Origin of the sequence: Candidatus Pantoea floridensis, assembly GCF_900215435.1 — a bacterium.
GTDB lineage: Bacteria > Pseudomonadota > Gammaproteobacteria > Enterobacterales > Enterobacteriaceae > Pantoea > Pantoea floridensis.
Genome location: NZ_OCMY01000001.1, coordinates 887,836 through 901,209, shown reverse-complemented (window position 1 = coordinate 901,209; position 13,374 = coordinate 887,836). Strand labels below are relative to the sequence as shown.

The window sequence follows — 13,374 nt, the reverse complement described above, 5'->3', positions numbered from 1 at the left end:
ATGCCGTAGGGTCGCCATTGATGGCGACCTGCAAACATCACTCACCTATTAACATCGAATCCTGCGGCGCGTTATCGCGTTGTGATTTGGTGGCCAGGAAGTAGACGTAACCCACCGCCATAATCGCCACGAATAAGCCACCGATCACCGGGTTAAACCACAGCATTGCCACCAGACACACCAGCGACAGCACCAGCGCAATGCCCGGCACAATCGGATAGCCCGGCGCGCGGAAGCTGCGTTCCATTTCGGGTGCCGTGCGGCGCAGTTTAAACAGGCTCAGCATGCTCATCAGGTACATCACAATCGCGCCGAACACCGCCATGGTGATCATCGCGGCGGTTAACGTCATGCCCTGCAAATTGACGAAACCATCGCTGTAAATCGCGGCGATCCCTATTAAGCCACCGGCGATAATCGCGCGGTGCGGCGTCTGGAAACGTGACAGTTTCGCCAGGCTTTGCGGCAGATAACCGGCGCGGGCGAGGGCGAAAAACTGGCGGGAATAGCCCAGAATAATGCCGTGGAAGCTGGCGATCAGGCCAAACAGACCGATCCATACCAGCATATGCATCCAGTTAGAGTGCTCACCAACAATCATCTTCATCGCCTGCGGTAGCGGATCGTTGATGTCGGACAGCTTGCGCCAGTCGCCCGCGCCGCCGGCCAGCAGCATCACGCCAATCGCCAGCACCACCAGCGTCATGATGCCGGTGATGTAGGCTTTAGGAATGGTTCGTTTGGGATCTTTGGCCTCTTCGGCTGCCATTGCGGCACCTTCAATGGCCAGGAAGAACCAGATGGCGAACGGAATGGCAGCGAAGATACCCGAGAGCGCAGGCATGCCAAAGTGATCGCTACCGGCCCAGCCGTTGGCGGCGAAATTGGCGATGCTGAAGCCCGGCGATACCACGCCCATAAACACCAGCAGTTCAAGTACCGCCAGCACGGTGACCACCAGTTCGAACATCGCTGCCAGTTTCACGCCGAGAATATTCAACGTCATAAACACCACGTAAGCACCCACCGCAGCGGTTTTCGGATTGAGATCGGGATATTGCACGTTGAGGTAGGCGCCAATCGCCATCGCGATAGCGGGCGGTGCGAACACGAACTCAATCAGTGTGGCCAGGCCGGCAATCAGGCCGCCGGTTTCACCGAAGGCGCGGCGGCTATAGGCAAACGGGCCGCCGGCATGCGGAATCGCGGTGGTCAGTTCGGTAAAGCTGAAAATGAAGCAGGTATACATAGTGGCGATCATCGCGGTGGTGATCAAAAATCCCAGCGTGCCCGCCACGCCCCAACCGTAACTCCAGCCAAAGTATTCACCGGAAATCACCAGTCCAACCGCGATGCCCCACAAATGCAGGGTGCCCAGCGTGGGTTTGAGCTTAGTCGTCATCATCTTCTCCCCGTCGTCATTGTTGGTGCGGCAGCTTCACCGCGCTTTTTTATTGTTTGCGCTACAGTGAAGTGATAATGCCGCCGCCTTATGCGGGAAAACTTGACGCGGGCGCAGTGAGTTTTGTCCTCCACGGTCAACTCTGCGGCAAGAAAAGTGCCAGATGCACGCTGCGGTCAACTTTGGGTTGTCTGCGGTCAAGCGGTCAGGACGACGTCATTCCATGCTGATAACACGTGCTTGATGCTGGAGACTGATGAATGAGTGCCGAACAATCCGATACCTTAACCGACGCGGAAATCACCTTATTGGCGCACCAGGCGCTGGCCCGTTTTCCTGCCGCGCTGTGCGGGGAGCTGAAGCTCCTGTGTCGTTCTGAAAATGCCACTTTCTTATTGATGGCGGCGGGCAAGCGTTATGCGCTGCGGCTGCATCGTCCTAATTATCACAGCAAAGCAGATATTCTGAGCGAACTGCTGTGGCTGGATGCGCTTCGCGATACCGGGATTATGGTGCCGCAGGCGATCCCCACCAGCGAGGGTGAAACCGTGCTAACGCTGCCGATGGCGGATGGCGGCGAGCGCTACGCGGTGCTGTTCCATTGGATCGAGGGGGAGATGCCAACTACCGATGTCGATCCCAAAGCCTTTCAGCAGCTGGGACAGATTACCGCCCGCCTGCATCAGCACAGCCGTAGCTGGCAGAAACCGGCCGCTTTCCAGCGCATCATTTGGGATCATCACACCATGGTCAGCGATCGCAGCCATTGGGGACGCTGGCAGGATGCGCCGAATCTTAATCCGGCCGATCACGGCATCGTTGCGGAGGCGGTGGCGCGAGTGGGGCAAGAGCTGCAGGGCTTTGGCAAAGGCGCGGATCGTTATGGTTTGATCCACGCCGATCTGCGTTTAACCAATCTGCTGCTGCACAAGGGCGAAACGCGGGTGATCGATTTTGATGACTGCGGGCTCGGCTGGTATCTGCACGATCTGGCGGCGGCGGTCAGTTTTGTCGAGCACCATCCACGCGCTGCCGAATGGGTAGATAACTGGATCCTCGGCTATGAAAAAGTGGCCCACATCAGCGATGAAGAGATGGCGCTGGTGCCGACGCTGCTGATCCAGCGGCGTATTCAGATGACAGCGTGGATGGGATCGCACGCGGAAACCGACATGGCGCGGAGTCTGGGGCCGCAGTGGGCCGATCATTCGGTACGGCTTTGCCGCCGTTATCTGGAAACCAATCAGCTGCCGCTCGGCGTTTGATGCACCAGCAGTGAGCAGCTTTGCGCTGCCGCGGCGCAATGGTGGTCGCCATCAATGGCGACCCTACGACAAAACCCGCAGATCATCCGCCTGGTATGAAAATTGCTGGAATCCTCCACCTGTTTCATTCACGCCACCCTGTGAGGTTCTAATGCAATCAATGATGACACCGACGGCAGCGTTTAGCGCGTTATCCGTCAGCGCCAGCAACCGTGGCGTGCTGGCGGCGGCGGCCACTGGACTTAGCGCGTTTATTACGGACAAGGGCGGCGATGTCGATCGCATCTTCGGTATCAGCGGGATTAACTCAGAGCTGTTGGCAAGCCCAACGTTAAGTCTGGGGTTGGTGAACTATTGTCGCGTGATGGAGGAGGCGGCACGTCACTCCGGTTTTGATAACTTCGGTTTGCATTACGGCAAGCAGTTCAAACCGCAGTCATTAGGCCTGATTGGTTATATCGGCCTGTGCTCGCCGACGCTGGAGCAGGCGCTGCATAACGTAGTGAATGCCTTTCCGTGGCACCAGCATGATACGCTGACGCGGCTGGTGGATAAGGGCGACTGCTGGCGGCTCGATTACCAGGTGCGCCACGGCGCCATTCTGTCGCGGCGTCAGGATGCAGAGCTGACGCTCGGCATGTTCCTCAATTTGATCCGCCACGTTGCGGGGAGAAACTGGGCGCCGCGCGAGGTACATTTCGAACATCCGCGTCCTGAACAGTGGCACGAGCACTGCAAAGTCTTTGATGCGCCCGTGTGGTTTGATCAGCCGTTTAACTCCTTATTGATCCCGAAGCGCGATCTGTTGCGCACCATGCCAGAGCAGGATCCGATGCTGCTGATGGTGATGCAGGATGCCATTCGTCGCCTTAACAGTTCTGCCAGCCTGCAAAGCGTGGTGGAACAGGCGCGCTCGCAGATCCATCTCTCATTGATGCAGGGCGAACCGGTGCTGGAAGAGATTGCTGAAAAAATGGGGCTGTCGAGCTGGTCGCTGCAACGGCGACTGCGCGAAGAGGGGATCAGCTTCACGGCGCTGGTGGATAAGGTGCGCTGTGAGATGGCCACGCATTATCTGCAACAAAAGCAGCTGCCGATCTCGGAAATGGCGCTGCTGCTCGGTTACTCCGAAGTCAGCGCCTTTTCACGCGCCTTCCGCCGCTGGTTTGGCATCAGCCCGCGCCAGTGGCGCCAGGATGGGCTGGCGAGCTAGGGGCAAAACCGAACCACGCCGGTTGTTTGCGATCGGGCGGGGGCGGTAGATCTTTGGTTTGGCCAATTAGTTGCCAGGCGCGCAGGCACAGCGTTTCATCGCCTTGCGTCTGGGTCACCGCATAGCGCCCGCTGGTTTGCCACTCCAGACGCACCAGACATTGCTGACCAGCATAACGCGGGGCATCGCGGAAATGCTGGTTAAGCTGATGCTGCATCTCATCAGCCCATTTACAGGATGCGCTGCCCGGCTCGCTCTGCGGCTGGCACAGATTGACGATGCTATCCTGTTGCTTTGGCTGAGAATGCTGGCAGGCACTTAGTAAAGCAATAATCATTAACCCGCCCAATAATCCCGTCATTCTATTAATTAAATTCATTAATATGCCTATTTTTCACTAAAGGTTTTCTCTCGCTCTGCCGACAGTCTACAGACCGACTCAATCAATGCTATGGCATTACTCTGACAGTCGGCAGAACCAGAATTTGCCGCAGTCTTGCGGTGTTATCCCTTCTTGATTCATGGATTAGAAATGCAGAAAAAATATGCCCTTGCGGCACTCTCCTTGTTAAGCGCGACGCTGATTAGCGGCTGTGCCACCGAATCGTCACGCGCCATTGAAGCGCCACAGGTACGTGCGGCCAGCCAGCCTGCGTATCAAGGCGTACGCAGCCCGATTGCCGTTGGACAGTTCGATAACCGTTCCTCGTATATGAATGGCATCTTCTCAGATGGTGTTGATCGTCTCGGCAATCAGTCAAAAACCATTCTGGTTACGCATTTGCAGCAGACCAATCGCTTCAACGTGCTGGATCGTAGCAACCTGAAAGAGTTGCAGCAGGAAGCGGGCTTTAAAAAGAGCGAGCAGAATATCAAGGGTGCCAGCTACATCATCACCGGTGATATTACTGAGTTTGGTCGCAAAGAAGTGGGCGATCAGCAGCTGTGGGGCATCCTCGGTCGTGGTAAGAGCCAGGTCGCGTACGCCAAAGTGAACCTGAACGTGGTGGATGTGACCACGTCCGAAGTGGTGTATAGCGCGCAAGGTGCCGGTGAATACCAGCTGTCGGCACGTGAGATCATTGGCTTTGGTGGCACCGCCAGCTATGACTCTACGCTGAATGGCAAAGTGATGGATTTGGCGATCCGTGAAGCGGTGGATCACTTAGTGGATGGCATTAACAGCGGCGCATGGCGTCCAGCGAAATAAGGATATTGAGCATGAAAATGTTGCAACTGAGTGCGGCACTGATCGCCGCAGGCGTGCTGGCGGGTTGTGCGCCTAAAGCACCGGAGCCGATCTATTACTGGGGTGATTACCAGCAGCAGATCTACAGCTACTACAAAAAAGATAGCGATCCGCAGAAGCAGATCGACGCGCTGAATCTGGATATCGAAAAAGCCAGGGCCGTTAATAAGCCGGTCGCACCGGGTCTGCACGCGCAGCTGGGGCTGCTGTATGCCAAAACCGGTGCTACCGATAAAGCCTTCGGACAGTTTGCTACCGAAAAACAGCTGTTCCCGGAATCTGCCCCCTATATGGACTTTCTGATGAAGAAAAAACAAGGAGTTGCACAATGAAGAAACTCATTGCTGCTTGTGGCGTGCTGGCGGCACTGCTGCTGACCGGCTGTGCACCGCATAAAAAACCCTACGACTACAGCGCATTCCGCGCCAGCAAACCCGCCTCTATTTTGGTATTGCCGGCAGATAACAAAGCTCCTGATGTGAACGCGGCGAGCAGTTTCACGTCGCTGGTAACCGAACCGCTGGCAGAGGCGGGCTATTACGTGTTCCCGGTCGCGGTGGTGGATGAAACTTTCCAGCAGAATGGATTGACTAACGGTCATGAAATTCAAGCGGTTAGCCCACAGCGCCTGCACGATATTTTCCATGCGGACAGTGCACTTTATATTTCCGTTAACGATTACGGCAGCAGCTATCAGGTGATCCAGAGCGTCACTACCGTATCGGCGACGGCGCGTCTGGTGGATTTGCGCACGGGTAAAGAGATTTGGCAGGGCGTTGCCACCGCCAGCGATGCGGAAGACAACAACAATAACAACGGCGGCCTTATCGGCATGCTGGTGTCGGCCGCCATCAAGCAGATTTCCAGCAATGTCTCGGATAAAGCCCATACCATTGCCGGCGTTACCAGCGCTCGCCTGTTAGCGCAAAACGAGCAGGGCGGTTTACTGGTCGGCCCGCGCTATAAGTTGGCGACCGTAAGGTAAAAACCAGGTGCGCAGCAATGCGCACCCTTCGTAAGGTCGCCATTTATGACGACCTGGTTTACTCGCCCGGCAGCTCCAGCTTGCTGTAACCCAATCCGTTCATCTTGCGCACTCTAATCTGCACGGGAATGCGCTCTTTCATCGCTTCAACATGGCTAATCACGCCGATGGTTTTGCCGCTGGCGTTTAACGCGTCGAGCGCATCCAGCGCGGTATCCAGCGTCTCGGCATCCAGCGTGCCGAAGCCCTCATCGAGGAACAGCGATTCGATACGCGTTTTATGGCTGACCAAATCGGATAACGCCAGCGCTAGCGCCAGACTTACCAGGAAACTCTCACCACCCGACAGCGTGCGCGTATCGCGCGTGGCATCCGCCTGCCAGGTATCCACCACTTGCAACTCCAGCTCCTCGCTGATGCGGCGTTGCAGCAGGTAGCGACCATGCAAACGATCCAGCTGCCGGTTCGCCAGCCATACCAGGTGATCAAGCGTCAACCCCTGCGCGAAACGGCGGAATTTATCGCCTTTAGCCGAGCCGACCAGATCGTTCAGGCGACCAAGCTGTGCAAGCTCCACTTCCCCGGCGGCGATGTGTGCCAGCAGCGCCTGCTGCTGTTGACGCTGTTCGGCATCGCTCTGCAATTGCTGCTGCGCTTCACCCTGCTGACGGGCATTGTCGCGCAGCGCAATACGCAGCTGTTCCAGCTGCTGCTGGATGTTGGCGGCGGTGTCATCGCGGAGATCCGCCGGACGCTGCTGCTGATGTGCGGCTTGTCGCAGGGTGAGCTGCTCGTGTAGCGTGAACTGCTGCTGACGCTGCTGCTCAAGCGTTTGCAGCCGCTGACGCAGCTGCTGCACCTCGCTTTCCTCCAGCAGTGCGGCACGCAGCGCGGCTTCATCAGCAAAATCACTCTGCTGTAGCGCCGCCTGCAGGGCGACTTCAGCCGCGGCTACGCGATCATGCAACGTCTGCTGCTGCGCGGCAATTTGCTCACACTGCCCCTTCAGGCCGTGCAGCGCGCTTTGCGCCTGTTGCCATTGCTGCAAATGCTGCGCCAGCGCCTGTTCACACTGTTGCAGGGCGGCATGCTGCTGCTGACGCGCTGTCGCCACTGATTGCTCGCCAAACAGCTGCTGACGTTGCTGCTGCAATTGCTGCTGTTGTTGCTGCAAGGCGCTGAGCGTTTGCTGTAGCTCAGCGCTGCGCCGCTGTTCACGTTCCAGATTCTGTTGCAGGTTGCTGCGTTCGCTCTCGGCTTTTGCCCGCTGTGGCTGCAATTCAGCTAGCAACCGCTCACTATCCTGCCATTTCCTCCAGCGCTGCTGTAGTGCGTCGAGCCAGCTATCGCGCGCGGTCGGCTCTGGCAGGCTGAGCTGATGCTGCTCTACCTGGTGTGACAGCTGCTGCACCAGCTGCTGATGCGCATGGCGTTCGCTGCTTTCATGCTGGCTATGTTCTTCCAGCACGTGCTGGATATTGGCGATCTGCTGCTGCGCCAATAGCTGCTGGTTTTGGTGCTGTTGCCACTGCTGCTGCTGTTGCAGATGCGCATCCTTCGCCTGCTGTGCGGCGCGCACCGCGTCTTCCCGCGCCTGAAGCTGCTGCTGTTGAGTCAGTTCCTGTGCATCCTGCTGCTGCTGCCATTGAGCAAATTCGGCCTGCTGCTCCAGCGTGCAGGTAAGTGCCAGCTCACCACACAGCGCTTGCCACTGAGTGGCTGCCGTCGCAATCTGCCGATCGTATTCGCTGATTTCCTGCTGCAATGCCTGCTGCTGTTGCAGTGACAGTTTCTGCTGCTCGCCTTTGGCCGTACCGGATTCTTTTAGCTGCGCCACGCGTGTTTCCAGCGCGTTTAGACGCTGCTGATTTGCGCCAGGTTCAAGCTGCTGATATTGCGCAATCGCCGGATGCTGACATGAGCCACACAGCGGGCAGGGCTGATCTGGCTGCAACTTTGCACGTTCCTCGGCCAGCTGCGCAATGGTGCGCTCCAGCTCGCAGATTCTGCGCACATCAAGCAGCGCCTGATGTTCCCGCTTATAATCCTCGCGCAGCTCCTGCAACGCCTGCTCTGCTTGCTGATGCTGTTGCTGCAGCTGGGCTAATTTCTGCTGACGCTGTAAGCGTTGCGGTTGTAGCGATTGCCACTGAGCGGCGAGCAGAGTGAGCTGTTGGCGCGCTGGACGCTGTTTTTGATGCTGGGCAAGGGCGGTCCGCAGCTGCGAGCTGCTGAGCTCATTCTCAAGCGAAGTCAGTACTTGCTCTGCTTGCAGCTGTTGCAGTGCGGCCTGTGCTTCAGCCTGTTGCAGAGGCTGCGCGGCCTGCTCGCGCTGTGCCTGCGCCTGTTGCAGCTGTTCAAGCTGGCTGCGCTGCTGCAGCTGTTTTTGAGCCAGCTGTGTCAGCGCCTGTTCGCGTTCGGTCAACCGGGCAATGTCGGCCTGCCAGCGGGTTATTTCTGCGCCCCAATGGGCCACCGCCGCTTCGCGGCTACGATATTCCTGCTGCTGCGCCAGCTGCTGCTGTAAACGTTCACTCACCTGCTGTTGCAGGGTGAGCGCGCTTTGGCTGTTTTGCAGTGTCAGTTGCTGCTGGGCATGCAGCCGCTGCTGTTCCTCAAGTTGTTGCGCCGTATGCGCGATGTTGTGATCGAGCGGAATGACCTGCTCGGTGAGCAGCGTTTCCAGCTGCTGCTGCTGTTGTAGCGCTTGCTCACGCGCCTGTTGTGCTGCCTGATAGTGATTCTCGCTCTGCTCTAGCGTCGCTTTGGCTTGCTGCTGCTGGCTCTGCAACTGCTGTGAGTGTTGTTCCAGAGCTTGCCGATCGGCTTGCAGCCGTTCGCGCTGCTGGAGTTTATCGCGCAGCTTTTCCGCCGGTTCCGCGCGCGCCAGGCGCTGACGATCGCTATCGGCCTGCTGCCATGCCTGCTGTGCGCTCAGCAGCGCCTGTTCGGCCTGCTGCTGTTCCTGCGCCAGCTGCTGTGACTGCGTCAGCCACTGCTGCTGCTGCTGGGCCTGTATTAGCTGTTCGCTTAACGTTTTTTCCTGAGCGCTCAGCTCCGCCAGCTGCTGCGTCAGTTCTGCCCGTCGCGCTTCATCCAGCAGCAACATGCCGCCCGCGCGGGCGCGCAGCGTCTCCAGCTCGCCACGTGCGCTGCGCCAGCGTTCGTAGATTTGAATCGAAATTTGTCCGTAGATCTCGGTGCCGGTGAGCTCTTCCAGCAGCTCGGCGCGTTCGCCAGGTTTCGCATTGAGGAAGGCGGCAAACTGGCCCTGTGACAGCATCATTGAGCGGGTAAAGCGGGCAAAATCCAGTCCTGATAAGGTTTCGATCGCTTTTAACTTGTCGCCCACTTTATCGGCGATGATTTGATTATCGGCGACGCGGGCCAGCTCGACGCGCGGCGCCTGCAATTTGCCGTCAACCAGCCCGCGCGCGCGGTTTTGGCTCCAGAAGGCGCGCCAGGCTTCGCCTTTGATTTCGAATTCCACTTCTGCCAGACATTCGGCGGTGTCACGGGTGATCAGCTCATTCTGCGTTTGCGACAGCACGCCAAGGCGCGGCGTCTGGTGATAAAGTGCCAGGCAAATGGCATCAAGCAGCGTCGTTTTGCCCGCGCCGGTGGCACCGGTAATGGCAAACAGGCCGTTGCTGGCGAAAGGCTCGCGACGGAAGTCGATAAACCATTCGCCGCGCAGCGCATTGAGATTTTTAAATCGGAGCGTCAAAATTTTCATGCGGATGGATTCTCCAGCGCTGCAAGCTGGCGGCGGAACATCAGCGTCAGCTGCTCGGCCTGCTCAGCATCCAGCTGCTCTTCCTGCGCCAGGCGGCGGGCAAAAACCTCTTCGACTTTTAATTCGCTCAGGGTTTCGTTTTCCAGACGTTCCAGGCTGCGCTGCCGCTGTTCGCGGCTGCGGCGCACCAGCAGCACTTCAACCGGTAGATTTTCTGTTAATGCTTCGATGCGGCGCTGCAAATCGCTGAGATATTCCTGCGTAGTGATCTCAATATCCAGCCAGGTGGGATGTTCGCTGGCACGCTCGCTGAACTGCGCCAGCTGATGTTCGATCTCCGCCATTGAGCCTTTAAGCATCTGCATCGGCTGGAATAGTGGAATGGTCAACGGCGTAACGGCATCAAGCGTGGCGCTGAACTCCAGTAGAAACACGCTCTTTTCACGCCCAAGTTCGTCAAAGCTGAGCGGGATCGGCGAGCCGCTGTAGCGAATATGGTCGCTGTTAGCGATGCGCTGTGCGCGATGAATGTGGCCGAGCGCGATGTAATCAGCCGGTGGAAACGCCTGCGCCGGGAAGGCATCCAGCGTGCCGATATAGATGTCGCGCACCGAGTCACTTTTGGTGACGCCAACGGTGGTGAGATGGCCGGTGGCGATAATGGGCAGTTTGTTCGTCAGCGCCTCGCGCTGCGCCTGGGCGGCGGCAAAGCACTGCTGGTAGTGCTGCTCGATCGCTTCCAGCAGCGAAAGCTGTTTCTCGCGCCCGGATTGTCCGGCCTGGCTGCGCAGAATATCGCGCGGGCGCAGGTAAGGAATGGCGCACAGCAGCGCGCCCGGCGCGCCATCGCGCTGCTTCAGCGTTAGCACCTGCTGCTCGCCCTGCGGTGTGGCGCTGGTGATCACCTGGGTATTCAGGCAGGCCAGCAGCTCGCGCGATTCATTCAGGGTGGCAACCGAATCGTGATTGCCCGCCAGCACCACCAGCTGACAGCCGCAGGGCTGCAGCGCCACCACAAAGCGGTTAAACATTTCACGCGCATAGCTCGGCGGCGAACCGGTATCAAACAGATCGCCGGCGATAATCAGCGCATCCACCTGATGCTGCACAATCTGATCCAGCAGCCAGTCGAGAAACGCCTGATGTTCCCTGGCGCGACTTTTACTGTAAAAGAACTGGCCAAGATGCCAGTCAGCGGTGTGAATGATGCGCATGTATGCTTCCTGCTAAATAAAAACAATGCGCAAGTATAACGGCTTCAGTAGCAAACGAAAAAAGGGGATTTTGCTTGTCACATTTCTGTTTTTTATCTATTTATCACGGGGCGGGGTTTTCATAAAAGTGTCATAAAACTGACGCATAATGGCGCCGCAAATCCCAGTGACACGGTGTCACACTAGCAGGAGTTACAATGGCTAAGCGCATTTTGGTTGTGGAAGACGAAGCTCCCATCCGTGAAATGTTATGTTTCGTGCTGGAACAGAATGATTACCAGCCTATTGAGGCGGAAGATTATGACAGCGCGATTGGTAAGCTGATCGAACCCTGGCCTGATTTAATTCTGCTGGATTGGATGTTGCCCGGTGGCAGTGGCATTCAATTTATTAAACATTTGAAACGCGAAGCGATGACGCGCGACATTCCGGTGATGATGCTGACGGCGCGTGGTGAAGAGGAAGATCGCGTGCGTGGTCTGGAAGTGGGCGCGGATGATTACATCACCAAGCCGTTCTCGCCGAAAGAGTTGATGGCGCGTATCAAAGCGGTCATGCGCCGAATTTCACCGATGGCGGTGGAAGAGGTGATTGAGATGCAGGGTTTAAGCCTCGATCCCTCCTCGCATCGCGTGATGTCCGAAACCACGCCGCTGGAGATGGGACCGACCGAATATAAATTACTGCACTTCTTTATGACCCACCCGGAACGCGTCTACAGTCGCGAGCAGCTGTTGAACCACGTCTGGGGCACCAATGTGTATGTCGAAGATCGTACCGTCGATGTGCATATTCGCCGTTTACGCAAAGCGCTGGAGCTCACCGGCCACGATCGCATGGTTCAAACCGTTCGCGGAACAGGGTATCGTTTCTCTGCCCGCTACTAAACGGAGTTTTTACCGTGCTGGAACGACTCTCCTGGAAGAGATTGTTGATTGAGCTGGCGCTGGTGTGTTTACCTGCGCTGGTGCTCGGTCTGTTGTTCGGTTATCTGCCGTGGCTGCTACTGATTGCCGTCACCGGCGTGTTGTTTTGGCACTTCAGGAATCTCATGCGCTTGTCGCACTGGCTATGGGTCGATCGCTCCATGACGCCGCCTGCCGGGCGCGGTAGCTGGGAACCGCTGTTTTACGGTTTGTATCAGATGCAGCTGCGTAACCGCCGGCGTCGGCGCGAGCTGGGTAACCTGATCAAACGTTTCCGTAGCGGCGCAGAATCGCTGCCGGATGCCGTGGTGCTCACCACCGAAGAGGGCACCATTTTCTGGTGTAATGGCCTGGCGCAGCAGCATCTGGGCTTGCGCTGGCCAGAGGATAACGGGCAGAACATCCTCAACTTACTGCGCTATCCCGAGTTTTCCCGCTATATCCGTCAGCGCAATTTTGACGCGCCGCTGACGCAGATCCTCAATAATCAGCATCATATGGAATTCCGCGTGATGCCTTACAGTGAAGGGCAATGGCTGATGGTGGCGCGCGATGTCACCCAGATGCACCAGCTGGAAGGCGCGCGACGTAACTTCTTTGCCAACGTTAGTCATGAACTGCGCACGCCGCTCACCGTGTTGCAGGGTTATCTGGAAATGATGGATGACGCAGTGATGAACGAGCGCACGCGCAGCAAAGCGCTGCACACCATGCAAGAGCAAACGCGCCGCATGGACAGCCTGGTAAAACAGTTGCTGACCTTATCGCGTATTGAAGCGGCGCCGGCCATCGATCTGAAAGAGACGGTAGATGTGCCGGGCATGCTGCTGCTGCTGCAGCGTGAAGCAGAAACGTTAAGTCAGGGACGTCATACCCTCCATTTCCATACCGACCCGCATCTCAAAGTATTTGGCAATGATGAGCAACTGCGCAGCGCCATTTCCAATCTGGTGTACAACGCTGTGAACCACACGCCGGAAGGGACGCGTATCGACATCAGCTGGCTGCGTACCAAACAAGGCGCGCAGTTTAAGGTGTGCGATGACGGCCCCGGCATCAGCGAGCAGCACTTGCCGCGCCTGACTGAACGCTTCTATCGCGTGGATAAAGCACGTTCGCGCGCCACCGGCGGTAGCGGGCTAGGGCTGGCGATCGTGAAACACGCGTTGGGCCATCATAATGCGCGGCTGGAGATCACCAGCGTGCCGCATCAGGAAACCTGCTTCAGCTTTCTTCTGCCACCACGGTTGATTGTGGCTAACGTGGCTCAAGAGCGTGTTAACACCTAGTGAGTCAATTTATTGCCTATGCATTCAGGTGCGCACCCTACGAAAACCCAGCTCCGCAAACGTAGGGGCGCCATTCATGGCGACCTATTCGCGCC

At 57.4% G+C, this 13,374-nt stretch carries 11 protein-coding genes; 7 read left to right on the top strand and 4 right to left on the bottom strand.

Features of this window, described 5'->3' with window-relative positions; all coding sequences use genetic code 11:
* Positions 1–37: 37 nt before the first annotated feature.
* A complete protein-coding gene (eat, locus tag CRO19_RS04335) occupies positions 38–1,402 on the bottom strand; it encodes an ethanolamine permease (RefSeq protein WP_097097586.1) in 1,365 nt (454 codons plus the stop codon).
* 260 nt (positions 1,403–1,662) lie between these two features.
* Between eat and CRO19_RS04330 the strand changes: the two genes are divergently transcribed.
* Both CRO19_RS04330 and qhpR read left to right on the top strand, forming a co-directional pair.
* On the top strand, positions 1,663–2,667 hold the full coding sequence (locus tag CRO19_RS04330; RefSeq protein WP_097094756.1) for a phosphotransferase enzyme family protein: 1,005 nt from the start codon (positions 1,663–1,665) through the stop codon (positions 2,665–2,667).
* A 151-nt stretch (positions 2,668–2,818) separates the two neighbouring features.
* Positions 2,819–3,880: an AraC-like transcriptional regulator QhpR gene (gene qhpR / locus CRO19_RS04325; RefSeq protein ID WP_097094755.1), complete on the top strand. Its 1,062-nt coding sequence runs from the start codon at positions 2,819–2,821 to the stop codon at positions 3,878–3,880.
* On the opposite strand, the gene CRO19_RS04320 is transcribed toward qhpR, so the two are convergent.
* A complete protein-coding gene (locus CRO19_RS04320) occupies positions 3,840–4,259 on the bottom strand; it encodes a cell envelope integrity TolA family protein (RefSeq protein WP_097094754.1) in 420 nt (139 codons plus the stop codon). The two genes, qhpR and CRO19_RS04320, sit on opposite strands and share 41 nt — an antisense overlap.
* A 153-nt stretch (positions 4,260–4,412) precedes the next feature.
* Between CRO19_RS04320 and CRO19_RS04315 the strand changes: the two genes are divergently transcribed.
* The 3 genes from CRO19_RS04315 to CRO19_RS04305 are packed head-to-tail and all read left to right on the top strand — an operon-like array spanning position 4,413 to position 6,114.
* Positions 4,413–5,090: a CsgG/HfaB family protein gene (locus CRO19_RS04315; protein ID WP_097094753.1), complete on the top strand. Its 678-nt coding sequence runs from the start codon at positions 4,413–4,415 to the stop codon at positions 5,088–5,090.
* 11 nt (positions 5,091–5,101) lie between these two features.
* Positions 5,102–5,461, top strand: a complete 360-nt coding sequence (locus CRO19_RS04310; RefSeq protein WP_097094752.1) for a DUF4810 domain-containing protein — start codon at positions 5,102–5,104, stop codon at positions 5,459–5,461.
* Positions 5,458–6,114: a DUF799 domain-containing protein gene (locus CRO19_RS04305; RefSeq protein WP_097094751.1), complete on the top strand. Its 657-nt coding sequence runs from the start codon at positions 5,458–5,460 to the stop codon at positions 6,112–6,114. The genes CRO19_RS04310 and CRO19_RS04305 overlap by 4 nt, the downstream gene beginning before the upstream one ends.
* A 58-nt stretch (positions 6,115–6,172) precedes the next feature.
* On the opposite strand, the gene CRO19_RS04300 is transcribed toward CRO19_RS04305, so the two are convergent.
* On the bottom strand, positions 6,173–9,850 hold the full coding sequence (locus CRO19_RS04300; RefSeq protein ID WP_097094750.1) for an AAA family ATPase: 3,678 nt from the start codon (positions 9,848–9,850) through the stop codon (positions 6,173–6,175).
* On the bottom strand, positions 9,847–11,064 hold the full coding sequence (sbcD, locus tag CRO19_RS04295; protein ID WP_097094749.1) for an exonuclease subunit SbcD: 1,218 nt from the start codon (positions 11,062–11,064) through the stop codon (positions 9,847–9,849). The genes CRO19_RS04300 and sbcD overlap by 4 nt, the downstream gene beginning before the upstream one ends.
* Positions 11,065–11,261: 197 nt before the next feature.
* On the opposite strand from sbcD, the gene phoB reads away from it, so the two are divergent.
* A complete protein-coding gene (gene phoB, locus CRO19_RS04290) occupies positions 11,262–11,951 on the top strand; it encodes a phosphate response regulator transcription factor PhoB (RefSeq protein ID WP_007887040.1) in 690 nt (229 codons plus the stop codon).
* A 14-nt stretch (positions 11,952–11,965) separates the two neighbouring features.
* Entirely contained in the window at positions 11,966–13,279 is a 1,314-nt protein-coding gene (phoR, locus tag CRO19_RS04285) for a phosphate regulon sensor histidine kinase PhoR (RefSeq protein ID WP_097094748.1), read from the top strand.
* Positions 13,280–13,374: the final 95 nt, after the last annotated feature.

Bases quoted from the DNA above. Each gene is read 5' to 3' on its own strand.
- eat (WP_097097586.1), bottom strand. From the start codon at position 1,402: ATGACGACTAAGCTCAAACCCACGCTGGGCACCCTGCATTTGTGGGGC.
- CRO19_RS04330 (WP_097094756.1), top strand. From the start codon at position 1,663: ATGAGTGCCGAACAATCCGATACCTTAACCGACGCGGAAATCACCTTA.
- qhpR (WP_097094755.1), top strand. From the start codon at position 2,819: ATGCAATCAATGATGACACCGACGGCAGCGTTTAGCGCGTTATCCGTC.
- CRO19_RS04320 (WP_097094754.1), bottom strand. From the start codon at position 4,259: ATGAATTTAATTAATAGAATGACGGGATTATTGGGCGGGTTAATGATT.
- CRO19_RS04315 (WP_097094753.1), top strand. From the start codon at position 4,413: ATGCAGAAAAAATATGCCCTTGCGGCACTCTCCTTGTTAAGCGCGACG.
- CRO19_RS04310 (WP_097094752.1), top strand. From the start codon at position 5,102: ATGAAAATGTTGCAACTGAGTGCGGCACTGATCGCCGCAGGCGTGCTG.
- CRO19_RS04305 (WP_097094751.1), top strand. From the start codon at position 5,458: ATGAAGAAACTCATTGCTGCTTGTGGCGTGCTGGCGGCACTGCTGCTG.
- CRO19_RS04300 (WP_097094750.1), bottom strand. From the start codon at position 9,850: ATGAAAATTTTGACGCTCCGATTTAAAAATCTCAATGCGCTGCGCGGC.
- sbcD (WP_097094749.1), bottom strand. From the start codon at position 11,064: ATGCGCATCATTCACACCGCTGACTGGCATCTTGGCCAGTTCTTTTAC.
- phoB (WP_007887040.1), top strand. From the start codon at position 11,262: ATGGCTAAGCGCATTTTGGTTGTGGAAGACGAAGCTCCCATCCGTGAA.